Annotated in this window: 19 protein-coding genes; 9 read left to right on the top strand and 10 right to left on the bottom strand. The window is 60.2% G+C overall.

All coding sequences use genetic code 11. From position 1 onward, the window contains the following. Positions 1-29: 29 nt before the first annotated feature. From K0F75_RS07335 to K0F75_RS07305, 7 genes are all read right to left on the bottom strand, one after another. Positions 30-1,040, bottom strand: a complete 1,011-nt coding sequence (locus K0F75_RS07335) for a chemotaxis response regulator protein-glutamate methylesterase (protein WP_219061185.1) — start codon at positions 1,038-1,040, stop codon at positions 30-32. Continuing rightward, positions 1,037-3,370 carry a hybrid sensor histidine kinase/response regulator gene (locus tag K0F75_RS07330; RefSeq protein WP_219061184.1) on the bottom strand — a complete coding sequence of 778 codons (2,334 nt, stop codon included), beginning with the start codon at positions 3,368-3,370 and terminating at the stop codon, positions 1,037-1,039. The genes K0F75_RS07335 and K0F75_RS07330 overlap by 4 nt, the downstream gene beginning before the upstream one ends. Then, on the bottom strand, positions 3,367-4,056 hold the full coding sequence (locus K0F75_RS07325) for a chemotaxis protein CheW (protein ID WP_219061183.1): 690 nt from the start codon (positions 4,054-4,056) through the stop codon (positions 3,367-3,369). The genes K0F75_RS07330 and K0F75_RS07325 overlap by 4 nt, the downstream gene beginning before the upstream one ends. Next, entirely contained in the window at positions 4,053-5,354 is a 1,302-nt protein-coding gene (locus tag K0F75_RS07320; protein ID WP_219061182.1) for a protein-glutamate O-methyltransferase CheR, read from the bottom strand. Before K0F75_RS07320 ends, K0F75_RS07325 begins: the two co-directional genes overlap by 4 nt. Beyond that, positions 5,351-5,887, bottom strand: coding sequence for a chemotaxis protein CheW (locus tag K0F75_RS07315; RefSeq protein WP_219061181.1), 537 nt, complete (start codon positions 5,885-5,887; stop codon positions 5,351-5,353). The genes K0F75_RS07320 and K0F75_RS07315 overlap by 4 nt, the downstream gene beginning before the upstream one ends. Positions 5,888-5,896: 9 nt before the next feature. Beyond that, the gene (locus K0F75_RS07310; protein WP_219061180.1) at positions 5,897-7,519 is read right to left on the bottom strand and encodes a methyl-accepting chemotaxis protein; all 1,623 of its coding nucleotides are present in this window, start codon (positions 7,517-7,519) and stop codon (positions 5,897-5,899) included. Positions 7,520-7,660: 141 nt separating this feature from the next. After that, a complete protein-coding gene (locus tag K0F75_RS07305; RefSeq protein WP_219061179.1) occupies positions 7,661-8,410 on the bottom strand; it encodes a tellurite resistance TerB family protein in 750 nt (249 codons plus the stop codon). Positions 8,411-8,606: 196 nt separating this feature from the next. On the opposite strand from K0F75_RS07305, the gene K0F75_RS07300 reads away from it, so the two are divergent. From K0F75_RS07300 to K0F75_RS07265, 8 genes are all read left to right on the top strand, one after another. Then, positions 8,607-9,521, top strand: coding sequence for a LysR family transcriptional regulator (locus K0F75_RS07300; protein WP_219061178.1), 915 nt, complete (start codon positions 8,607-8,609; stop codon positions 9,519-9,521). Positions 9,522-9,656: 135 nt separating this feature from the next. Continuing rightward, positions 9,657-11,120 (top strand): gamma-aminobutyraldehyde dehydrogenase, encoded by a 1,464-nt coding sequence (locus K0F75_RS07295; protein ID WP_219061321.1) that lies wholly within the window; start codon positions 9,657-9,659, stop codon positions 11,118-11,120. 118 nt (positions 11,121-11,238) lie between these two features. After that, complete coding sequence (ydcS, locus tag K0F75_RS07290) at positions 11,239-12,390, top strand: putative ABC transporter substrate-binding protein YdcS (protein WP_219061177.1); 1,152 nt, start codon at positions 11,239-11,241, stop codon at positions 12,388-12,390. Between the two features lie 159 nt (positions 12,391-12,549). After that, positions 12,550-13,590 (top strand): ABC transporter ATP-binding protein, encoded by a 1,041-nt coding sequence (locus K0F75_RS07285; RefSeq protein ID WP_219061176.1) that lies wholly within the window; start codon positions 12,550-12,552, stop codon positions 13,588-13,590. Between the two features lie 2 nt (positions 13,591-13,592). Continuing rightward, a complete protein-coding gene (locus tag K0F75_RS07280; RefSeq protein WP_219061175.1) occupies positions 13,593-14,543 on the top strand; it encodes an ABC transporter permease in 951 nt (316 codons plus the stop codon). 7 nt (positions 14,544-14,550) lie between these two features. Beyond that, complete coding sequence (locus K0F75_RS07275; RefSeq protein WP_374028615.1) at positions 14,551-15,360, top strand: ABC transporter permease; 810 nt, start codon at positions 14,551-14,553, stop codon at positions 15,358-15,360. Between the two features lie 118 nt (positions 15,361-15,478). After that, complete coding sequence (locus K0F75_RS07270; protein ID WP_219061173.1) at positions 15,479-16,903, top strand: gamma-aminobutyraldehyde dehydrogenase; 1,425 nt, start codon at positions 15,479-15,481, stop codon at positions 16,901-16,903. 183 nt (positions 16,904-17,086) lie between these two features. Then, a complete protein-coding gene (locus K0F75_RS07265) occupies positions 17,087-18,565 on the top strand; it encodes an APC family permease (RefSeq protein WP_219061172.1) in 1,479 nt (492 codons plus the stop codon). A 95-nt stretch (positions 18,566-18,660) separates the two neighbouring features. Here the strand turns inward: K0F75_RS07265 and K0F75_RS07260 are convergent, their stop codons facing one another. The 3 genes from K0F75_RS07260 to K0F75_RS07250 form a co-directional block, all read right to left on the bottom strand. Continuing rightward, positions 18,661-19,767: an NADH:flavin oxidoreductase/NADH oxidase gene (locus K0F75_RS07260; RefSeq protein WP_219061171.1), complete on the bottom strand. Its 1,107-nt coding sequence runs from the start codon at positions 19,765-19,767 to the stop codon at positions 18,661-18,663. Between the two features lie 112 nt (positions 19,768-19,879). Further along, the gene (gene recJ / locus K0F75_RS07255) at positions 19,880-21,595 is read right to left on the bottom strand and encodes a single-stranded-DNA-specific exonuclease RecJ (protein ID WP_219061170.1); all 1,716 of its coding nucleotides are present in this window, start codon (positions 21,593-21,595) and stop codon (positions 19,880-19,882) included. A 60-nt stretch (positions 21,596-21,655) separates the two neighbouring features. Beyond that, the gene (locus K0F75_RS07250; RefSeq protein ID WP_219061169.1) at positions 21,656-22,198 is read right to left on the bottom strand and encodes a YaeQ family protein; all 543 of its coding nucleotides are present in this window, start codon (positions 22,196-22,198) and stop codon (positions 21,656-21,658) included. Positions 22,199-22,388: 190 nt separating this feature from the next. On the opposite strand from K0F75_RS07250, the gene K0F75_RS07245 reads away from it, so the two are divergent. After that, positions 22,389-23,588: a CaiB/BaiF CoA-transferase family protein gene (locus K0F75_RS07245; RefSeq protein ID WP_219061168.1), complete on the top strand. Its 1,200-nt coding sequence runs from the start codon at positions 22,389-22,391 to the stop codon at positions 23,586-23,588. Positions 23,589-23,640 lie beyond the last annotated feature (52 nt).

The raw sequence follows: 23,640 nt of genomic DNA, 5'->3' as shown, positions 1-23,640 counted from the left end.
TCTGGCTGGACGTGAACTCACCTGAAAAGTCATTGGCCGAACACCTCTCTCAATCTGGGCGCAATTTTTTCCAGTGGCCGAATTTCGACAGCCGCATCGATCGCGGCAGCCGCCTTGGGCATGCCATACACAGCACTGCTGTGTTGATCTTGAGCGATGGTCAAAAACCCTTGCTGTCGCATCAACTTAAGCCCTTGAGCACCATCGCGCCCCATCCCCGTCAGCAACACACCCACCGCATCTCCACTCCAATAGCTGGCCACACTCTCGAAAAAAACGTCGATCGAGGGCCGATAAATTTCGTTTACGGGTTCCGCGGTGTACGCCAGATTGCCGTTTTTCAATAAGCGAATATGGTGATTGGTGCCCGCCAGCAAGACCGTGCCCCGCTCTGGAGGCTCGCCATCACGGGCCAGACGCACGGGTAAACCAGACGCACTGGCCAGCCACTCAGCCATCCCTGCGGCAAACACCTGATCCACATGCTGAACCAGCACAACAGCCGCAGGGAATGACGCGGGCAGACCCTTGAGGAGAACTTCCAGCGCTGCCGGGCCGCCCGCGGAAGAGCCGATGGCCACCAACCCCTGGCGCTGTACGCTCGCGCGCAAAGGCGTGGCGACCGTGCGCACGCGACTGTCGCGCTGACCGATCAACCAGTCGATATTGAGGATCTTGCGCAACAACGGGGCCGCTGCATCCTTGGGATTTCCTGCACCCAGGGCGGGCGTATCGACCACATCCAGCGCGCCGTACCCCATGGCTTCGAACACCCGATGGACATTCTGCTGTCGGTCCACGGTGACTATCACGATGGCGCACGGTGTCGCGGCCATGATCTGTCGGGTCGCTTCGACGCCATCCATGACCGGCATGATCAAGTCCATCAGGATAAGGTCCGGCGTCAGCTGCGCACAGCGCTCGACGGCTTCGGCGCCATTGGCCGCGACCCAGACCACCTGATGCGCGGGCTCGAAAGCGATGGCCCGGCGCAGGGCCTCCACGGCCATGGGCATATCGTTGACGATAGCGATCTTCATCCCTGCGCACCTCCGATCAACTCCATCACGGCATCGAGCAACGCGTCGTCGTGAAAGCTGGCTTTAGCCAAGTAATAATCCGCACCGGCATCCAGACCTCGACGGCGATCTTCTTCCCGGTCCTTGTACGACACCACCATCACGGGCAGCGATTGCAAACGACTGTCCCGCCGCAACAGGGTGACCAGTTCGATCCCGTCCATGCGCGGCATGTCTATATCGGTGATCAACAAGTCAAAGTCTTCAGCACGCAAGGCATTCCAGCCGTCCATGCCATCCACCGCCACCGCCACTTCATACCCACGATTGAGCAGCAACTTGCGCTCCAGCTCACGCACTGTTAGCGAGTCATCGACCACCAACACCCGCTTGCGCGCCACGGCATCGGCTTGCTGGCTGCTCCGACCAATGCGCTCCAGCCGTCCGGTATTGAGCAGTTTCTCCACCGAACGCAGCATATCTTCCACATCGATGATCAATACCGCCGAGCCATCGTCGAGCAAGGCCCCGGCCGAAATATCCTGAACCTTGCCCAGTCGCGGATCGAGGGGCAGTACCACCAGCGTGCGCTCGCCGATAAAGCGCTCGACCGCCACGCCATACACGGCGTCACGCTCACGAATGATCACGACCTTGAGCACATCACCGACAGGCTGGCTTTGCGGGCGCTGAAGCAACTGGCTGGCGGCCACCAGGCCGACGGGACGCTCGTCGTGCCAGAAATGCTGACGACCTTCCAACTGCACGATTTCGCTGGCCTGCACATCACGCATGCGTTCGATATGCGCCAAGGGGAATGCATAGGCCTCCCCGCCCACGTCGACCACCAGACTGCGGACCACCGACTGGGTCAGTGGCACTGTAAGGTGGAAGCGGCTGCCCTGCCCTGCACCCTGCTCGACTTCGATCGCCCCGCGAAGTTGACGGACCATATGCTGCACTGCGTCCAGGCCAACGCCACGCCCGGACACTTCGGTGACCTTGTCGCGCAGACTGAAGCCGGGCAGGAACAAAAAGCTCAGCAGTTCTTCTTCACTCAGTTGCTCAGCGGTTTCGGCGGGCGACAACTGGCGCTTGATGATGCTGCGACGCAGTTGGTCGAGATCAACACCTGCGCCGTCGTCACTGACTTCCACCACCAACAAACCCGCCTGATGGGAGGCCCTGAGCCGGATCACGCCTTCGGCAGGTTTGCCTGCCAGCAGCCGCCGCTCGGGCAATTCGATACCATGATCCACCGCGTTGCGCAGCAAATGGGTCAAGGGTGCTTCGAGCTTTTCCAGCACGTCACGGTCGACCTGGGTCTTTTCGCCTTCGATTTCCAGACGCACAGGCTTGCCCAACTCACGCCCCAGGTCGCGGACCATGCGCGCCTGACCGACCAGTACATCGGCAAAAGGGCGCATCCGGCAGGCCAGTGCGGTGTCGTACAGCAACTGCGCACGCTGGCTGGCGTGCCAACCGAACTCGTCCAGCTGAGCGGTCTGCTGGGTCAGCATCGCCTGGGCTTCGGACAGCAAACGCCGGACTTCTTCGAGTGTCTCCAGGGCCTCGACGCTTGCACCGGACTCTTTGAGGCTCACGTCCAGACTGTCCAGGGTCCGAGCGCTTTTACTTTGCAGACGCTTGACCCGCTGCATCGTCGCCAGGTACGGCTTGATCCGTTGAGTTTCGACCAGCGATTTACTCGACAAGTCGAGCAAGCTGTTCAGACGATCAGCCGTCACCCGCAAGACGCGCTCACCGCCCTCAGCGATCCGTTGGTTTTGACGGGGCGCCTCAAGGACAGAAACAGGGTCGCTCTCGATGTGCGGCGCCGGGGTGTCGAGGCGCAGTGCAGCGGCCAATAAATCGGCAGTGCTCATTTCCGGCATGGACAGAAGTGATTCAAGCGACGGCTGTACAGGGGTTGTCGACGCCGAATCGCCGGTGGCCGCACCTGGCGCCAGCAACGCGCTCATTTGCAGCACGTACGCGTCGATATCCGCAGGGCTGACGCCTGCACTGCCTGGTGTGGCGATGCGCATCAGCAAGTCGGTGCCGAGCAGCAAGGCATCGATATGCTCGGGCCGCAGGTGCAACCTGAACTCTTGGGCGCTGACCAGACAATCTTCCATTACATGGGCCACGCTGACCCCGGCATCGACCCCGACAATCCGTGCCGCGCCCTTGAGCGAATGGGCCGCGCGCATGCAGGCTTCCAGGTGCTCTGCCTGCGTGGGGTTGCGCTCCAGCGCCAGCAAGCCGGCACTGAGGACCTGGGTTTGTGCTTCGGCTTCCAGCGCGAACAACTCAAACAGCGATGCATCGCGCATTTGTTCTGGGGTCATGTGAGGCTCCGGTTGACCGCCGACAGCAGTTGATCTTCATCGAGCAGACGCAAACTGCGCGCCTTCCACTGCAGAACGCCCCGGGTAAATCTGGCATGGGCCTGATGACCGGCGCCGGATGCCGAGTCCAGTGCACGCTCATCCATGGCATGGATGCCATCGACCTCGTCCACCGGCACCACAACCGGGCCACCCTGTGCGGCGACGATCAGCATGCGCGGCATGATCCGCGCGGACTGTGTCACCGCTGGCGAGCTGTCCAGGCCCAGCAACTCAACCAGCGACAGGCAGGCCACCAGGGCGCCCCGTACATTGGCGACGCCAAGCAACGCTCGCGAGCGCTGATGCGGCAGAGAATGAATGGCCTGCAACGGCGCCACCTCGACCAGGCAACGGGTGGGCAACCCGAGCCATTCTTCGCCCAGGCGAAACACCAGGATCGAGCGGGTCTTGATCTCGCTGTGCGCCTCGATGGTATGGCCCTGCACCCGATGTTCCTGGGCCAGTGAATAGCGATCCAGCAGGCGCGTGGCAGCAGCGGAATACACCGAACAGTTACGGCAATGAATATGCTCGGCCAGCAACGGGCAAGAACGCTCGCCGTGTATACCAATACGGTTCCAGCAATCGTCGATTGCCTGGGCATCTTGCTGGGTCAGGCTTTGTTCGCTCAGCGGGCCGCTCATCGATTACGTCCTTCCTTGCTCAGGCCACGGGCAGCCCGCTCCTGCAAACGGCGGGCACCTGCGGTATCGCCTTGAGAGGCCAGCAGGGTCGCCAACTGCGCCAATGCCTCGGGATGTTGCGGCTGCAGGTACAACGCTTTGCGATACAACCCCTGCGCCTCCGCCGTCTGGCCGCCGAGATCGCTGAGCAGTCCCAGCCAATAAAACACTTGGGCTACCGGCTCATGTAACGTCAGGTAGCGTTCGCAGGCCACGCGCGCTTCGGTACTTTTACCCTCGTTGGCCAGGCTCGCGATGTTTACCAGCAGGCTGGCGGCGTCACTGTCGAGGCCCCCTGCAGGAGCAGGTATAGCCCTGGCGCTTGCACGAACCAGCGGGCTTGGCGCAAATGATCGGGGGCTCGCCCGCAATGGCAGATTGGCCACCGAGCGAGTAAAGGTCGCTGGGGCCAGGGCTGGAAGCGACAGGGACACAAAAGCGGCAGGCGGCACGTCGGCTTTTTCCGCGCAGCGGCTAAAAGCAAACGACTGCGCAATGCCGATTGAACGCATGCCCAAACGCGCCAGCAGACTGCCCTCGGCCGGACCGATAAACAGCACACCTTCTTCGCGAGTCATGCACTTGAGCACTTCGAAAACACGTTGCTGGGTCGCCAGATCGAAATAGATCAACAGATTGCGGCAGAACACGAAGTCATAAGCGGGTTTCGCCGCCAGCAGCGTCGGATCGAGCAAATTACCCGCCTGGAAGTTGACCTGGTTGCACACCCGTTGATTGAGTAAAAAACCATCGACCTCAGCACTGAAGTACCGGTCACGAAAGGTTATCTGCTCGCCGCGAAACGAGTTTTTGCCATAAATCGCCCGCGTTGCCCGTTCGATGGACAAGGGGCTGATATCAATGGCATCGACCTGAAACTGTTGCGGGCAAATCCCGGCATCGAACAGGGCCATGGCAATCGAATAAGGTTCTTCACCCGTGGAACAGGGCAGGCTGAGAATGCGCAGCGGTCGCGAACCCATCAGCTCCGCCAGTCGCGTCTGCGCCAGCTTGCCCAGGGTCGAAAACGATTCCGGGTAACGAAAAAACCAGGTCTCGGGGACAATCACCGCTTCGATCAGCGCTTGCTGCTCGCGGGCCGACGTCTGCAACAACTGCCAATAGCCGTCACTGTCCTGCGCGCTCGATGCGGCGCAACGCTGGCGCACGGCACGCTCGATGATCGCCTCTCCGACCGAGGCAACGTCCAGACCGATGCGGTCCTTGAGGAAGGCGAAGAAACGCGCATCGTTGCTCATGGCGCCTCCTCAAACAGTTCGATACTCAAGGGTTGGGCAGGATAAAGCAGCTCGCGCACCGAATCACTGAGCAGGTCCTGAACCCGAATCCATTGCAACAAACCATGCTCGTCCTCGCGGACAGGGCCGAGGTAGGGCGACAGTCGATTATCCAGACCGTATTCCTTGAACTCGCGAGGCGGGCAACGCAGGGTGTCAGTGGCCTGCTCCAGGATCAGGCCGAGCAGTTGGCCTGATCGGTCAGCGTCCGGTCGATAGTGAACCAGGACCAGACGGGTGCTGGTTCGAGCCTGTGCCGGACGACCAAAGGTGAGCGCACTGAGATCAATCACCGGCACCACCACGCCCCGGTGCGCAAACACCCCGGCCACCCAATGCGGCGCCTGGGGGATGAGCCTGAGATGCAAACGTGGGAGTACTTCGGCGATTTCGACCGCCTCCAGGGCGTAACGCTCGTCACCTATGCGAAACAACAAAAACAGCTTGTTCTGCGGTAACGCCGGGGCGCCACGCTTGGTTGAGTGCTCGATCATCGTCCGGTCTCAGACTTTGAAACGCGAGACGCCGCTGCGCAGCCCCACCGCCACCTGACTCAGTTCATCAATCGCGAAACTGGCCTGACGCAACGACTCCACTGTCTGGCTGCTGGCATCACCCAGTTGCACCAGCGCCTGATTGATCTGTTCGGCACCGGTGGCCTGCGCCTGCATGCCTTCATTGACCATCAGGACTCGCGGCGCCAACGCCTGCACCTGATAGATGATCTGCGAAAGCTGTTCGCCGACCTGGGTCACTTCGAACATGCCACGACGGACTTCTTCGGAGAACTTGTCCATGCCCATCACGCCTGCGGACACGGCCGACTGAATCTCACGAACCATCTGTTCGATGTCGTACGTTGCCACGGCGGTCTGATCGGCCAAACGACGTACTTCAGTCGCAACCACGGCAAAACCGCGCCCATATTCGCCGGCTTTTTCCGCTTCGATGGCCGCGTTGAGCGACAAGAGGTTGGTCTGGTCGGCCACTTTGACGATGGTCACTACCACCTGATTGATGTTGCCGGCCTTCTCATTGAGGATCGCCAACTTGGCGTTGACCAGATCGGCCGCCCCCATCACCTGATGCATGGTCTCTTCCATGCGCGCCAGGCCTTGCTGGCCGGAGCCTGCAAGGATCGAAGCCTGGTCCGCGGCGGAGGTAACCTCGGTCATGGTGCGCACCAGATCACGGGACGTGGCGGCGATTTCCCTGGAGGTCGCGCCGATTTCCGTGGTGGTGGCAGCCGTTTCGGTGGCCGTGGCCTGCTGCTGCCTGGAGGTCGCGGCGATCTCGGTCACCGAGGTGGTGACCTGTACCGACGAGCGCTGAGCCTGTGAAACCAGGCCCGTCAGCTCGGCCATCATGTCGTTGAAGCCGGTTTCGACTGCACCGAACTCATCCTTGCGGTCCAGGTCCAGGCGCTTGCTCAAGTCACCGGTGCGCATGATCTCGAGAATCTGCACGATGCGCTGCATGGGCGCCATGATTGCGCGCATTAACAGCAAGCCACAGCTCGCGGCAGCAGCGAGGGCGATCAGCAGGGAAATACCCATGCTGATTTTCGCGTCAGCCACCGAGACGCTAATTGATTCGGCCGCATGGTCAGCCAGTTTCTTGTTTTCGGTGATCAACGTATTGATCAGATCGCGGCCCAGATTCCAGACAGGAGACAGCTGCGTGTTGAGCGCACTGCGGGCCTTGATAAAATCATTGGCTTGATAAAGCACGAGCACTTCATCGAGGGCTTTCCGATAAACCTCATGTTGCCTCTCAAATGCATCGAACCGGACCTGATCATCTGCGCTGAAAATGGTTTTCTTATAGTTGTTCACTTCGTTTTCGAGGATGGCTTCGTTAGCCTTGAACTGCTCAATTTCAGCCGTCGTAAGCTGCCGACCTTCGTCTTCGCCGAGCAGCTTCAAGGCGACAACGTAACTAGTGCCCCATGCATTGCGGATGGTGGTGCTGTAATAAAGGCCCGGCAGAGCATCAGTGCGGACCTGCTCCTCGCTGGACTGAATAGAAAGCAGTCGGGAGTACGACACGACAACCATCAACAACATGATGGCGATGATCACAGCGAAACTCGCCAGAATCCGTTGGCGCAACGTCCAATTCTTCACAGTCAGCCCTCAAGAGTTCAACACCGGCAGAATCCGCCGAGTTCAAGAAGTGGACCAACAGACGGCCCAAAGCGGGCCGAGTATAGCCCAGCCCCCCCTAAGGCTAATACGGATGTTTCCGACATACTTTCAGCCGGTTACTTACCCGTTATGAGAAGCCTGCCGCACCTGCGCCTCAAGCTCTGCCTTGAGCGCCGGGTCCAGCCGGAGTTGGCGAGCAAGTTCGTCGAGGTAAGCGCGTTCCATGAAGTGTTCCTCATCCACCAGCATCACACTGGCGATGTACATTTCGGCTGCCATTTCCGGCGTGTTCGCCGCTCGGGCGACCTCTGCCGGGTCGAGAGGCTTGTTGAGTTCGGCCTGCAACCAGTGCTGCAGCTCCTGATCGTTGGTCAGCTTGGTGAATTCACCTTCTATTAGCTGACGCTCACGCTCATCGACGTGGCCATCTGCCTTGGCCGCCGCTACCAGCGCCCTGAGAATCGCCTGGCTGTGTTCTTCGACCTGCGGCGCTGGCAGACGGTCGATGGTTTGCGGCTCGGACTGTGGGGCTGAGCCTTGATTGGCTTGCCAATTGCCATAAGCCTTGTAGGCCAGGACGCCCAGCGCCGCGAGACCGCCGTAGGTCAGCGCCTTGCCTCCGACCTTACGTGCGGTTTTATTGCCCATTAGCAACCCCATCGCACCGGCCGCCAATGCGCCGCCGCCCGCACCGGACAGGAGCCCGCCCAAACCTCCACCCGCCCCACCGAGCAAACCGCCTAACCCCCCTAAACCGCCCGCAGCAGGGGCGTTGTTATCGGAATGATTACCCGTCCGTGCGCCAGTTTTGTTCTGCAGCAGGTCCTGCCCGGATTTAAGCAGTTGATCGAGTAAGCCACGCGTGTTCATGGGAAAGCCTCCAGGGACTTGTCAGTCGTTTCGTGGCAAGCAGAGTAGAACGAAGTGTGTCCGGGCAGGTTTGATGAGTGCTTCGAAATGTTGCATGGCCATAGGGGCCGCGTCACTCGCTCAACTATCGATTAAAAAGATATACACTCTGAAACATCTAAAAAACCAATCAAAAACCTCGCCAGAGCAATCCCTCATGATGACGTTGCGCCAGATCCGTCACTTCATCGCGGTCGCGGAAACCGGTTCGATCTCGGCCGCTGCGCAGGCGGTGTACATTTCCCAGTCCACGCTGACGCTGGCGATCCAGCAACTGGAACAGGAAATCGGCGTCACGCTGTTCAACCGCCACGCCAAGGGCATGAGCCTGACGCATCAGGGCCACCAGTTCCTGCGCCAGGCGCACTTGATCCTGGCCACGGTGGACAACGCAAAGCGCAGCCTGCAACAAAGCACCGACCAGGTGGCAGGCCAGTTGATCGTCGGCGTGACCAGCCTGGTGGCGGGCTATTACCTGGCGGACTTGTTGACCCGTTTTCAGCGCGCCTACCCCAACGTCGACATCCGAGTGATGGAAGACGAGCGCCCGTATATCGAGCATTTGCTGGTCAGCGGCGAGATTGATGTCGGGGTGTTGATCCTGTCCAACCTCGAAGACCGCTACGCCCTGCAAACCGAAGTACTCACCCATTCGCCGCACCGGGTCTGGTTGCCTGCGCAGCATCCCCTGCTGGAACACGACAGCATCAACCTGGCAGACATCGCTCGCGAGCCGCTCATTCAGCTCAATGTCGACGAAATGGACATGAATGCCCAGCGCATGTGGTCGCGAGCCGGTCTACAGCCGCACATCACCCTGCGCACAGCCTCGACCGAAGCGGTTCGGAGCCTGGTGGCAGCCGGACTCGGGGTCTCCATCCAGCCAGACATGACCTATCGGCCCTGGTCGCTGGAGGGCGACATCATCGAAGCGCGCCCCTTGGCGGACCTCAGTCAGACCCTGGACGTAGGCCTGGCATGGCGCCGAGGCACGGCCCGGCCCGCGTTGGTCGACCCCTTTTTGAGCGTCGCCCGGGAACAGCCTCATACCGGGCGCAGGCTATCTATTTAATCGAACGCTGGTTTCAGTATTTAGCATTTGTCGACCTCTCGCCCGCGCACTAGTCTCTGTGGCTATAGATGGCCGGGCGCGCCAAGGAGCAAGCCCATGGACCCCACGGCCACACAAAAAAAGAGAGCACCCAACATGCCCGGCGCGCACCCGACCCCATTGTTCACGGCACTGTTAATCGACGGTGAACTGGTCGCAGGCCAAGGTTTCGTCGAGCCGATCCTCAATCCGGCCACTGGCGAAGTGTTGACCCATATCGCTGAAGCCAGCATTGAACAAGTCGAAGCCGCAATCCTCGCCGCTCACAGGGCCTTTGCCAGCTGGTCTCGAACCACACCGCAACAACGCTCGAACATCCTGCTGTCTATTGCCAACGTCATTGAAAAACAAGCCGACCAACTCGCCCGCCTGGAATCGCTGAACTGCGGCAAGCCCCTGCACCTGGCGCGCCAGGATGATTTGAGCGCCACGGTCGACGTGTTCCGTTTTTTTGCCGGTGCCGTGCGCTGCCAGACCGGGCAACTCTCCGGCGAATACCTGCCCGGCTACACCAGCATGGTTCGGCGTGACCCGATCGGCGTAGTGGCGTCCATCGCACCGTGGAATTACCCGATCATGATGGCCGCCTGGAAAATCGCCCCGGCACTGGCGGCGGGTAATACGTTGGTGTTCAAACCGTCCGAACACACACCGCTGTCGATCCTGGCGCTGGCCCCGGCGCTGGCTGAGCTATTGCCACGTGGGGTCATCAATATCATCTGCGGCGGCGGCGAAGGTGTCGGCAGCCATTTGGTCAGCCACCCGAAAGTGCGCATGGTGTCGCTGACCGGCGACATCGTTACTGGACAGAAAATTCTTCAGGCAGCCGCCAAAACCCTCAAACGCACGCACCTGGAACTGGGCGGCAAAGCACCGGTCATCGTCTGCAACGACGCCGACATTCAGGCAGTGGTCGAGGGCGTGCGCACGTATGGCTACTACAACGCAGGCCAGGACTGCACCGCCGCGTGCCGAATCTACGCACAGACAGGCATTCATGATCGCTTGGTGGCCGAACTCGGCGCGGCGGTCAGCAGCCTGCGCTTTGCCGGCAAACGTGACGCCGACAATGAAATCGGTCCGCTGATCAGCACCCGCCAGCGTGATCGGGTCGCCAGCTTCGTCGAGCGCGCATTGGGCCAGCCACACATCGAGCGCGTTACGGGTGCGGCGGTGCATTCCGGGGCAGGCTTCTACTATCAGCCGACCCTGCTCGCCGGCTGTAAACAGACCGACGAGATCGTCCAGCGCGAAGTATTCGGTCCGGTTGTTACCGTGACTCGCTTCGATCAGCTTGAGCAAGCCGTGGACTGGGCCAACGACTCGGAATACGGCCTGGCGTCGTCGATCTGGACCCAAAATCTGGATAAAGCCATGCAAGTGGCCGCGCGCTTGCAGTACGGATGCACCTGGATCAACAGCCATTTCATGCTGGTCAGCGAAATGCCCCACGGCGGCCTCAAGCGCTCGGGTTATGGCAAGGATTTGTCCAGCGACTCGTTGCAGGACTACAGCGTGGTGCGCCACATCATGGCGCGTCACGGGCAAGACTTGAGCTGAGCAACGCTCAAGACGAATGACTGCACTACGCTTTACAGCACTCTAATAATCAGCCCGAAGAGGGCATGCCGTACCCGTTCAAAACTGCCCCGACCATAATTAAAGAAGAGGGAATCCCATGTCAGTGCTCAAGACCGCATTACTCAGCGCGGTAGTCACCGGTATGTTCACCAGCTGCGGTATCTCCGCAGCAGAGATGCTCAAAACCGTCGGCGACGGCGAAGGCCAGCTCGATATTGTTGCGTGGCCGGGCTACATCGAACGGGGTGAAAGCGACAAGGCATACGATTGGGTGACCGGCTTCGAGCAAGAGACCGGCTGTAAGGTCAGCGTCAAAACTGCCGCCACCTCCGATGAGATGGTCAGCTTGATGGCCAAGGGCGGTTATGACCTGGTGACGGCGTCCGGCGATGCTTCGCTGCGACTGATCGTCGGCAAGCGGGTCCAGCCCATCAACACCGCGCTGATTCCGAACTGGAAGAATATCGACCCGCGCCTGGCGAACGGCCCGTGGTACGTGGTCAACAAGCAAACCTACGGCACGCCTTATCAGTGGGGCCCGAACGTGCTGATGTACAACACCAATGTGTTCAAGGTCGCGCCCGTCAGCTGGAGCGTGGTGTTCGAAGCGCAAAACCTGCCAGACGGCAAGCCCAACAAAGGCCGTGTACAGGCTTATGACGGCCCGATCTATATCGCCGATGCCGCGCTGTACCTGAAGTCGACCCAGCCTGAACTGGGGATTAAAAACCCGTACGAGCTTAACGAAACCCAGTACAAGGCAGTCCTCGACCTGCTGCGCAAACAGCAGCCGTTGGTCCACCGTTATTGGCACGACGCCACCGTCCAGATGAGTGACGTCAAGAACGAAGGCGTCGCGGCCTCCAGCTCATGGGGTTACATGGTCAATGGCCTCAAGGCTGACAAACAGCCTGTGGCCTCGACCATTCCAAAAGAAGGCGCTACCGGCTGGGCTGACACCACCATGCTCCACGCCGAGGCCAAGCACCCGAACTGTGCCTACAAGTGGATGGACTGGTCGCTGCAACCCAAAGTCCAGGGCGACGTTGCCGCCTGGTTCGGTTCTTTGCCGGCAGTACCCGCAGCGTGCAAGGCCAGCGAACTGCTGGGTGCCGAAGGGTGCGCGACCAATGGTTTCGACCAGTTCGACAAGATCGCTTTCTGGAAAACCCCACAAGCTGAAGGCGGCAAGTTCGTGCCGTACAGCCGCTGGACCCAGGATTACATCGCGATCATGGGCGGGCGCTGAGTCCGTCTGAAGGAGCTGCGGGTCGAGCGCGACCCCGGCTTATCGCGGGCAAGCCACACTCCTACAAAAATCTGCGCTACCCCTGTAGGAGCGGGCTTGCCCGCGAGCGACTGCAAAGCAGTCGCAAATGATTCACCCGCCTTTTTGGAGCTACACACCATGACGCTTGCAGTCCAATTCACCCACGTTTCCCGTCAGTTCGGCGAAGTGAAGGCCGTTGACCGGGTTTCCATCGATATCCAGGACGGCGAGTTCTTTTCCATGCTGGGCCCGTCGGGCTCGGGCAAAACGACCTGTCTGCGCTTGATTGCCGGTTTTGAGCAGCCGAGCGCAGGTTCAATCCGCATTCATGGCGAAGAGGCGGCGGGCCTGCCGCCTTATCAGCGTGATGTGAACACCGTGTTCCAGGACTATGCGCTGTTCCCGCACATGAACGTGCGAGACAACGTTGCCTATGGTTTGAAGGTCAAGGGCGTCGGCAAAACCGAACGCCTCAACCGTGCCGAAGAAGCCTTGGCCATGGTCGCGCTCAATGGCTACGGCGACCGCAAACCGGTGCAACTCTCCGGCGGCCAGCGTCAACGCGTTGCACTGGCGCGCGCCTTGGTCAATCGGCCCCGCGTGCTGCTGCTCGATGAGCCGCTGGGCGCCCTCGACTTGAAGCTGCGTGAGCAGATGCAAGGCGAGCTGAAGAAGCTCCAGCGCCAACTCGGCATCACCTTTATTTTCGTCACCCATGACCAGACCGAAGCCCTGTCCATGTCAGACCGCGTGGCGGTGTTCAACAAAGGTCGCATCGAGCAGGTCGATACCCCGCGCAATCTGTACATGAAACCGGCCACCACCTTTGTCGCCGAATTCGTTGGCACCTCCAACGTATTGCACGGCGAACTGGCCCTGCAATTGAGCGGCATCGCTCAGCCGTTTTCGATTCGCCCGGAACACATCCGCTTTGCGGAAGGCCAGGCGGGCAGTCACGAGATTCAGGTCAGCGGCCTGCTGCACGACATTCAGTACCAAGGCAGCGCCACCCGCTACGAACTCACCCTCGACAATGGCCAGACCCTGAATGTCAGCCAGGCCAACAACCAGTGGCTGGACACCAGCACGCACTACCAGACCGGTCAGCGAATCACTGCACGCTGGGCCCGTGAAGCGATGATCACGCTGCATGAACCGGCCGTGGGCGAGGGTCTGTAACCATGAGCCAGGCCATCATCCATCCGGCGACGCAGCCCGGACAATCGCCCTTGCGGCGCTTCTCCAACCTGCTCTATCGCCGACCCAATCTCTACCTTGCGCTGCTGCTGATCCCGCCGCTGCTGTGGTTCGGCGCGGTCTATCTCGGTTCGCTGCTGACCCTGTTGTGGCAGGGTTTCTACACCTTCGACGACTTCACCATGGCGGTCACGCCCGAACTGACCCTGGCCAACTTCGCGGCCCTGTTCAGCCCGGCGAATTTCGACATCATCAAGCGCACCTTGGGCATGGCGGTGGCGGTGTCTATTGCCAGCGGCATCGTCGCGTTCCCTATCGCCTATTACATGGCGCGCTATACCACGGGCAAGACCAAGGCCTTTTTCTACATCGCGGTGATGATGCCGATGTGGGCCAGCTACATCGTCAAGGCCTATGCCTGGACCCTGCTGCTGGCCAAAGGCGGCGTGGCGCAGTGGTTCGTTCAGCACATGGGGCTGGAACCCGTGTTGCAGTTCATCCTGGGCATTCCCGGCGTGGGCGGCAGTACCTTGTCGACCTCGCACCTCGGGCGTTTCATGGTCTTCGTCTACATCTGGCTGCCGTTTATGATCCTGCCAATCCAGGCGTCACTGGAGCGCTTGCCACCGTCGCTGTTGCAAGCCTCGGCCGACCTTGGCGCCACGCCACGCCAGACCTTCATGAACGTGACGCTGCCGCTGTCGGTGCCAGGAATCGCTGCCGGTTCAATTTTCACCTTTTCCCTGACCTTGGGCGACTTCATCGTGCCGCAACTGATCGGTCCACCCGGCTACTTCATCGGCAGCATGGTCTACGCCCAACAAGGCGCTATCGGCAATATGCCCATGGCAGCAGCCTTCACTCTAGTGCCCATCGTGCTGATCGCTATTTACCTGTCCATCGTCAAACGACTGGGGGCCTTCGATGCGCTCTAAACCTTCGTTGCAGGGGGAAAAAGCCTCCCTTGGCCTGAAGCTGGCCGCATGGGGCGGGCTGGTGTTCCTGCACTTCCCGATTTTCATCATCTTCATGTACGCCTTCAACACCGAAGACGCCGCCTTCAGCTTCCCACCCCAGGGTTTCACCCTGAAGTGGTTCAGCGTGGCGTTCTCGCGCCCCGACGTGCTGGAGTCGATCAAGCTCTCGCTGGAGATCGCCTGTATCGCCACGTTGATCGCCATGGTCCTCGGCACGCTGGCATCGGCAGCCCTGTACCGACGGGATTTTTTCGGCAAGGACGGTATTTCGCTGATGCTGATTCTGCCCATCGCCCTGCCGGGGATCATCACCGGTATTGCCCTGCTCTCGGCCTTCAAGACCCTGGGTATCGAACCGGGGATGTTCACCATCATCGTCGGCCACGCGACCTTCTGTGTGGTGATCGTCTACAACAACGTTATCGCCCGCTTGCGCCGCACGTCCCACAGCCTGATCGAAGCGTCGATGGACCTGGGTGCCGACGGCTGGCAGACCTTTCGCTACATCATCATGCCCAACCTCGGTTCGGCATTGCTGGCCGGAGGCATGCTGGCGTTCGCCCTGTCGTTCGACGAAATCATCGTGACCACCTTTACCGCCGGCCATGAACGCACGTTGCCAATCTGGCTGCTCAACCAACTCAGTCGCCCACGCGACGTACCGGTGACCAACGTGGTCGCCATGCTGGTGATGCTGGTAACCATGCTGCCGATCCTCGGCGCCTATTACCTGACACGCGGCGGCGAGAGCGTGGCGGGCAGTGGCGGTAAATAACGAACACCCACAATCCCCTGCAGGAGCTGCCGAAGGCTGCGATAAAGCCGGAACGGCCTTCGGCGGCTCCTACCGTTTTTTTGCTCGACGACAATAATTGCCTGAAGAGGAATCAACCATGCAAACAAAACTGTTGATCAATGGCCATCTCGTCGCTGGTGAAGGTCCCACTCAGCCTGTCTTCAACCCTGCCTTGGGCCGGGTGTTGGTCGAAATCAACGAAGCCAGTGAAGCCCAGGTCGACGCCGCAGTGCGGGCTGCCGATGCCGCCTTTGAAAGCTGGTCGCAGACCTCGCCCAAAGATCGCTCGCTGCTGTTGCTCAAACTGGCCGACGCCATTGAAGCCCATGGCGAAGAGTTGGCCAAACTGGAATCGGACAACTGCGGCAAGCCCTACAGCGCCGCACTGAACGATGAAATCCCGGCGATTGCCGACGTATTCCGCTTCTTCGCGGGCGCCAGTCGCTGCATGAGCGGATCAGCGGCCGGTGAATACCTGCCGGGCCACACCTCGATGATCCGTCGTGATCCTATCGGTGTCGTGGCGTCGATTGCGCCCTGGAACTACCCGCTGATGATGGTCGCCTGGAAAATCGCCCCGGCGCTGGCTGCTGGCAATACCGTGGTGCTCAAACCTTCCGAGCAAACGCCACTGACCGCGTTGCGTCTGGTGGAACTGGCGGCCGATATCTTCCCGGCCGGTGTGCTCAATCTGGTCTTCGGCCGTGGGCAGACCGTCGGCAATCCGTTGGTGACCCATCCAAAAGTGCGCATGGTCTCGCTGACCGGCTCTATCGCCACGGGCTCGCACATCATTTCCAGCACCGCCGACAGCGTCAAACGCATGCACATGGAGCTGGGCGGCAAGGCACCCGTGATCATTTTCGATGACGCTGATATCGACGCTGCGGTCGAGGGCATTCGCACGTTCGGTTTCTACAACGCCGGCCAGGATTGCACCGCCGCGTGCCGGATCTACGCACAAAAAGGCATCTACGAAAAATTCGTTACCCGGCTTGGCGAAGCTGTCAGCACCATCAAGTACGGCGTGCAAGACGACCCGGAAACCGAGCTCGGTCCACTGATCACTGCGCAGCATCGCGACCGTGTGGTGGGCTTCGTCGAACGCGCACTCGCTAAATCGCACATGCGCTTGATCACCGGCGGCAAGGTGGTTGAGGGCAACGGCTTCTTCTTTGAACCCACCGTGATTGCCGATGCGAAACAGGATGATGAAATCGTCCGTCGCGAAGTGTTCGGCCCAGTGGTCTCGGTCACCCAGTTCGACGATGAGGCGCAAGTCTTGGGTTGGGCCAACGACTCGGATTACGGCTTGGCCTCATCGGTCTGGACCCAAGACGTCGGACGCGCCCACCGAATGGCTGCGCGCTTGCAGTACGGCTGCACCTGGGTCAACACCCACTTCATGCTGGTCAGTGAAATGCCCCATGGCGGGCAGAAGCTTTCCGGGTATGGCAAAGACATGTCCATGTACGGGCTGGAGGATTACACCACCGTGCGCCATGTGATGTTCAAACACTGAGGGCGCTTCAACTGTAGGCGCTGCCGAAGGCTGCGATAAGGCCGGAACGGCCTTCGGCGATGTCTGATTCACCTGTTTCACCCGCAATCCAGATCAAAACAATAACGACCGAATCGGGTTGTGCAGTGAGTGCACAACCACGGTTTCGGACACACCAAATCTGCCGATTTCCTGGAGAAACACATGAGCGTAACCCCGCTAGCCGCCGCGCTGGACAGCGATGCCGAACAACTCCTCAAGTTGGGGTACACCTCCAACTTCAACCGCACCATGAGCCTGTGGGAGAACTTCGCCCTCGGTTTCACGTACCTGTCGCCCGTGGTGGGCGTCTACACCTTGTTTGGCCTGTGCCTGGCAGCAGGCGGCCCGCCGATGTTCTGGGCTTACCTGTTAGTGGGCATGGGTCAGATGTTGGTGTGCCTGATTTTCGGTGAAGTGGTTTCGCAGTTCCCGATTTCCGGCGGTGTGTACCCATGGGCCCGTCGCTTGGTGGGCAAGCGCTGGGCGTGGATGGTTGGCTGGATCTATGCAATCGCCCTGTGCGTGACCATCGCCGCCGTTGCTGTGGGTGCCGGACCGTATCTGGCCGCCATGCTCGGATTCGAGCCTAGCGCCAACACCAACATTGTCATCGCACTGGTGCTGACCCTGTTTGCCACGCTGGTCAATCTCAGCGGCACCAAAGTGCTTGCGCGCATCGCCATGTTCGGTTTCCTCTGCGAACTGATCGGCGCCGTCATCGTGGGCGTTTATCTGCTGATTTTCGAACGTCATCAGCCGATCAGCGTGCTGTTCAACACCTTCGACATCCGCATCGATGGCTCTTACATGCCGGCGTTCCTGACGGCGTCGCTGGCGGGTATGTTCCTGTACTACGGCTTCGAGGCCTGCGGCGATGTTGCCGAGGAAACGCCTAACCCGAGCAAGATGATCCCGCGCGCCATGCGCATGACCATTTATATCGGTGGCGCAGCAGCGATGTTCGCCTGCCTGGCGCTGATCCTCTCCGTACCGGACATGGCTGCCGTGATCAACGGCACCGACAAGGACCCGGTGACCACCATCCTCACCAACGCCTTTGGCGTCAATGGCTCGAAAGTGGTGATGGCCGTGGTGATGGTGTCCTTCATCTCCTGCGTCATCAGCTTGCAAGCCGCCGCCAGCCGCCTGCTTTATGCCTACGCACGGGATGAAATGATCATCGGCAGCACTGTGCTGAAACGCCTGTCACCCAACACTCAGGTGCCTGTCGCCGCGCTGTTCGTTGCTGGCGTGCTGCCCGCACTGATCATCTGCCTGGGCTTTGTGTTACAGGACGCAGTCGCCACCATCGTCAGCTTCGCCGCCATCGGTATCTACCTGGCGTTCCAGATGATTGTCATGGCCGCCCTCTTCGCCCGCGCACGCGGCTGGAAACCAAGCGGTCAATTCAGCCTCGGTAAATGGGGCCTGCCAATCAACCTTGGCGCGTTGATCTACGGGGTGTTGGCCATCATCAACATGGCCTGGCCTCGTACCCCGGATGCCGCCTGGTACATCAACTACGCCATGGTCCTGACCACCGCCATTGTCATTGGCCTGGGCTTGGTCTACATGTGGCTGGGCAAACCGTACGACCACGGTACGGCGCCCGCTGGGGATGCCTGGAAAGTCAGGAAGTAACCGCTTTTGCTCTGAAAATGCCCACGCTCTGCGTGGGCATTTTGTATGGGCGTCTTCGCGAGCACGTTCGCCCACAGTGGGCGGAGTGCTCGACCTCACTCGCGCAAATCGGACTCATGGATCGGTTGATCACGGTGGGTGGCGCGTTGATATTGTGCGGGCCAGGTGGCTTTGCGTCCGCCCAGGTCATCGTCAGCGTGCAGGGGCCAGTACGGATCACGCAGCAGTTCGCGGGCGAGCAGGATCAAGTCAGCTTGCCCGGTACGCAGGATGTGCTCGGCCTGGGCCGGTTCTGTGATCATGCCGACTGTGCCGGTAGCAATGCCCGACTCCTTGCGCACCCGCTCGGCGAACCGAGTCTGATAACCAGGGCCGACCGGAATTTCCGCATTGGCAGACGTGCCGCCCGACGACACGTCGATCAAGTCCACGCCTATGTTTTTCAAGCGTCGCGCCAGGTCAACGGTTTCGTCCGGATTCCAGCCGTCTTCGACCCAGTCGGTGGCAGAGACACGTACGAACAATGGCAGTTCTTCGGGCCAAATGGCGCGTACGGCCTCGGTGACTTGCAGGGTCAGGCGAATGCGATTTTCAAACGTGCCGCCATATTGATCGCGACGCTGATTGCTCAACGGCGACAGGAATTGATGCAACAGATAGCCGTGAGCGGCGTGAATCTCGACCACTTTGAAACCCGCCGTCAGCGCACGCTGCGCCGCGTCGACGAAGGCCTGAATCACGTCCTGGATCTGGCGCTCATCCAGCTGTGTCGGCGCCGTGTGTTTGGGGTCGAATGCAATAGGCGAAGGCCCGACAGGCGTCCAGCCACCCTCACTTAATGGCACGCTGCCCTGCTTGCCCAACCAGGGACGCCAGGTGCTGGCCTTCCGACCGGCATGCGCCAGCTGGATACCCGCAACCGCACCTTGAGCCGTAATGAAGCGGGTGATGCGTTGCAAAGGTTCGATCTGTTCGTCGTTCCACAACCCCAAATCTTCGGGAGTGATTCGCCCGTCCTGGGTGACGGCGGTGGCCTCGGTAAATACCAGCCCGGCACCGCCGACGGCGCGACTACCGAGATGAACCAGATGCCAGTCGTTGGCCAGGCCATCGACACAGGAGTACTGACACATCGGCGACACCGCGATGCGATTGAGCAGGGTCAGTTGGCGCAGGGTAAAGGGTTCAAGCAGCAGGCTCATGGGGACCTCTCAAATTGACAATCGGGTTCCAGATTCTGTGTGGCATGTTTCTGAACAACAATGCCTACAGCCTAGTCGACAACTCAAGAGAGATGAGGGTTCCTGCAGCAAATCAACGCGCCGCGATATGCGCCACCATCAACTGCACGGTTTCGTTGCCACGAAATTCGTTGAGGTCCAGCTTGTACGCCAGTTCGACCCAGCGAATGGTCGGGTTCGGCCAGATCTCGCGGTCGACGCTGAAGGCGATGCCATCGAGTTTCAGCGAGCCGCACTCGCTTTTCAGCACCATTTTCAGATGACGCTCACCCACGATGCGTTGTTCTACCAACTGAAACACGCCATGGAACAACGGTTCAGGGAAATGCTGACCCCAAGGCCCCGCGTTACGCAGCGCACGGGCCAGTTCCAGATGAAACTCTTCGACGGCCAGCGTGCCATCCGACAGCAAGCGCCCGGTCAGGTCGTCTTCACACAGTTGGCGACGCACTTCCGCATCAAAGGCTTCGGCGAACGCCGGGAAATTTGCTTCAGGCAACGACAAGCCGGCGGCCATCGCATGCCCACCAAACTTGCTGATCAGTTCTGGATGTTTGGCCGCCACAGCGTCCAGCGCATCGCGGATATGAAACCCCGGCACTGAACGCGCCGACCCTTTGAGTACGCCCTCCCCGGCACTGGCGAAGGCGATGGTCGGCCGGTGATAACGCTCTTTCAGACGTGACGCGAGAATCCCGATCACCCCCTGGTGCCAATCCGCCTCGAACAGACACAAGCCGAACGGCATCGACTCCAGTGGCAAGTCCTTGAGCTGGGCCAGCGCTTCACGCTGCATGCCCTGCTCGATGGATTTGCGGTCCTGGTTCAACTCATCGAGTTGCACCGCCATTTCACGAGCCAGGGTTTCGTCTTCACACAGCAGGCATTCGATGCCCAGGCTCATGTCATCCAGACGACCGGCAGCATTCAGACGTGGCCCAATGATAAACCCGAGGTCGGTCGAGGTGATGCGTGCAGGTTCACGGCGTGCGACATCGAGAATCGCCTTGAGCCCCGGTCGTGCCCGACCTGCTCGGATGCGCAGCAAGCCTTGATGGACCAGGATGCGATTGTTGGCATCCAGCGGTACTACGTCGGCGACGCTGCCCAGTGCAACCAGGTCGAGCAGCTCACCGAGGTTCGGTTGCACCCGTTGGTTGGCCTCGAACCAACCGGTATCACGCAACCGTGCGCGCAACGCCATCAACACATAGAAAATCACCCCGACGCCGGCCAGGGCCTTGCTGGGAAATTCGCAACCGGGCTGATTCGGGTTGACGATGGCGTCGGCTGCCGGCAGTTCATGGCCGGGCAAGTGGTGGTCGGTGACCAGTACCTGCAAGCCCGCCGCCTTGGCCGCCGCCACGCCGTCGACGCTGGAAATACCGTTGTCCACGGTGATCAGCAGTTGCGGATCTCTCTGCAAGGCAACGGCGACAATTTCCGGGGTCAGGCCGTAGCCATATTCGAAACGGTTCGGCACCAGATAATCGACATGCGCCGCACCGAGCAGTCGCAACCCCAAGACGCCTACCGTGCTGGCGGTCGCACCATCCGCATCGAAGTCGCCGACGATCAGGATGCGCTGACGCTCGTTCAACGCCGTCACCAACAGGTCCACCGCCGCATCGATTCCCTTGAGCTGCTGATAAGGAATCAGGCGGGCCAGACTTTTGTCCAGCTCGACCTCGGACAGCACGCCGCGCGCCGCATATAGACGCGTCAGCAAAGGCGGCAGGTCGCCGAGAAACGGCAGTGTGTCAGGCAACAGGCGAGGTTCGATGCGCATTCGGTTTCCGCTGGATTTCTTTGATTGGCGAGCTGGCAGAGTAATCAGTGGCGAGGCGTATCAGCCGCGCTCGCCGGTGAGCCATTGCAGCTGAACTTCGTGCTGACCACGGTCGTCGGTCACAAAAATCGTCCCTTCGCTGATCATCACGTCCCACTTGATAACGCGAGGCATGTCCTTGGCCAGGACTTCCAGAATGTCTTGCGGCACGGCAGCGATGTTGACGTTTTTCAGGTTTTTCGCGACCGGTATGACCTTGGTTTCCCAGACACGCAAGCTGCCGTAGGCCAACAGACTGGTGCGCTCGGTACGACGCGAGCACCAGGTCATGCGATCAGCGTCCGGCTGGCCCACTTCGATCCAGTGCAACACGCGACCATCCAGGCTCTTTTCCCAGAGCGCGGGCTCGTCCACGTCCGACAAGCCACGGCCAAACGCCAGGTGCTCGCTGTACCAGAAGGCATAAGCCAGCAAACGCACGGTCATGCGCTCTTCAGTTTCGGAGGGGTGCCGGGCGATCGTCTGTTTGACGCTTTCATAGACGCTACGGTCGAGGTCGGTGAGATTGAGTTCGAATTTGTAGGTCGTGGACGGCTGGGCCATGAACGGGCTTCTAGATGCGGAGAAAGGCGCCAAGTCTAACCGATGCTGACCCATTGAACGACCGAACCGGCCTGATCTGCCCGGCGGTCGGGACAAATAAGCGCCTGATGCCAGACCAAGGTGCCGCCGGGGCAGAATCTGTCGCCAGAATCGAATAGGCTAAGGCCATTCGCTGCCCACAGGATGCCCCATGCCACTCACTGCCAAACCCCTTGCCGGTCTCAAAGTCATTGAACTGGGGACGTTGATCGCCGGCCCTTTCGCCTCGCGCATCTGCGCCGAGTTCGGTGCCGAGGTGATCAAAATCGAATCGCCGGACGGCGGAGATCCCCTGCGCAAGTGGCGCAAGCTGTATGAGGGGACATCCCTGTGGTGGTTTGTTCAGTCGCGCAATAAAAAGTCGCTGACGCTCAATCTCAAGCATCCCGAGGGTTTGGCCATCCTCAAGCAGTTACTGGGCGAGGCCGATATCCTCATCGAGAATTTTCGCCCTGGCGTCCTGGAGAAACTAGGTCTGGGATGGGAGACCTTGCACGCGTTGAACCCGAAACTGGTGATGGTGCGCCTGTCCGGTTTCGGCCAGACGGGACCGATGAAAGATCAGCCAGGGTTCGGCGCGGTCGGGGAATCCATGGGCGGGTTACGCTACATCACTGGTTTCGAGGATCGGCCACCGGTGCGCACCGGGATTTCCATCGGTGACTCGATTGCCGCACTGTGGGGTGTGATCGGGGCGCTGATGGCGTTGCGTCACCGCGAAGTCAATGGCGGCCAGGGCCAAGTGGTGGATGTGGCGTTGTACGAAGCGATTTTCGCGATGATGGAAAGCATGGTCCCGGAGTTCGATGTGTTCGGGTTTATCCGCGAGCGCACCGGCAACATCATGCCCGGCATTACGCCCTCTTCGATCCACACCAGCGCCGATGGCAAGCACATACAGATCGGCGCCAATGGCGATGCGATCTTCAAACGGTTCATGCAGGTCATCGGGCGTGAGGACCTGGCCAATGATCCCGCGCTGGCCAGCAATGACGGGCGGGACAGCCGCCGTGATGAACTGTACGGCGTGATTGATCGCTGGGTCGGCTCGCTGCCGCTGGAAACACTGTTGAGCATGCTGACCGACGCCCAGGTGCCTGCCAGCCGTATTTATTCAGCTGAAGACATGTTCAGTGACCCGCAATTTCTCGCTCGGGAGATGTTTCTCCAGGCCAAATTACCCGATGGAAAATCCTTCAAAATGCCCGGCATTGTCCCCAAACTCTCGGAAACACCGGGGTCTGCAGACTGGGTCGGACCCGAACTGGGAGCCCATAATGCCGAGTTATTGAAGGCCCTGGGTTACGACGCAGACCAGATTGTTCGTTTGCGCGAACAGGGCGCCATCTAAGTGGCGCTATAATTCAGGCACTTCCAGAGGATTAATCAGCGAATGGTCTATC

The organism is Pseudomonas sp. UMAB-08, from assembly GCF_900095225.1.
In the GTDB taxonomy this organism is placed as follows: domain Bacteria; phylum Pseudomonadota; class Gammaproteobacteria; order Pseudomonadales; family Pseudomonadaceae; genus Aquipseudomonas.
This window is presented reverse-complemented; position numbering and strand designations above follow the sequence as displayed.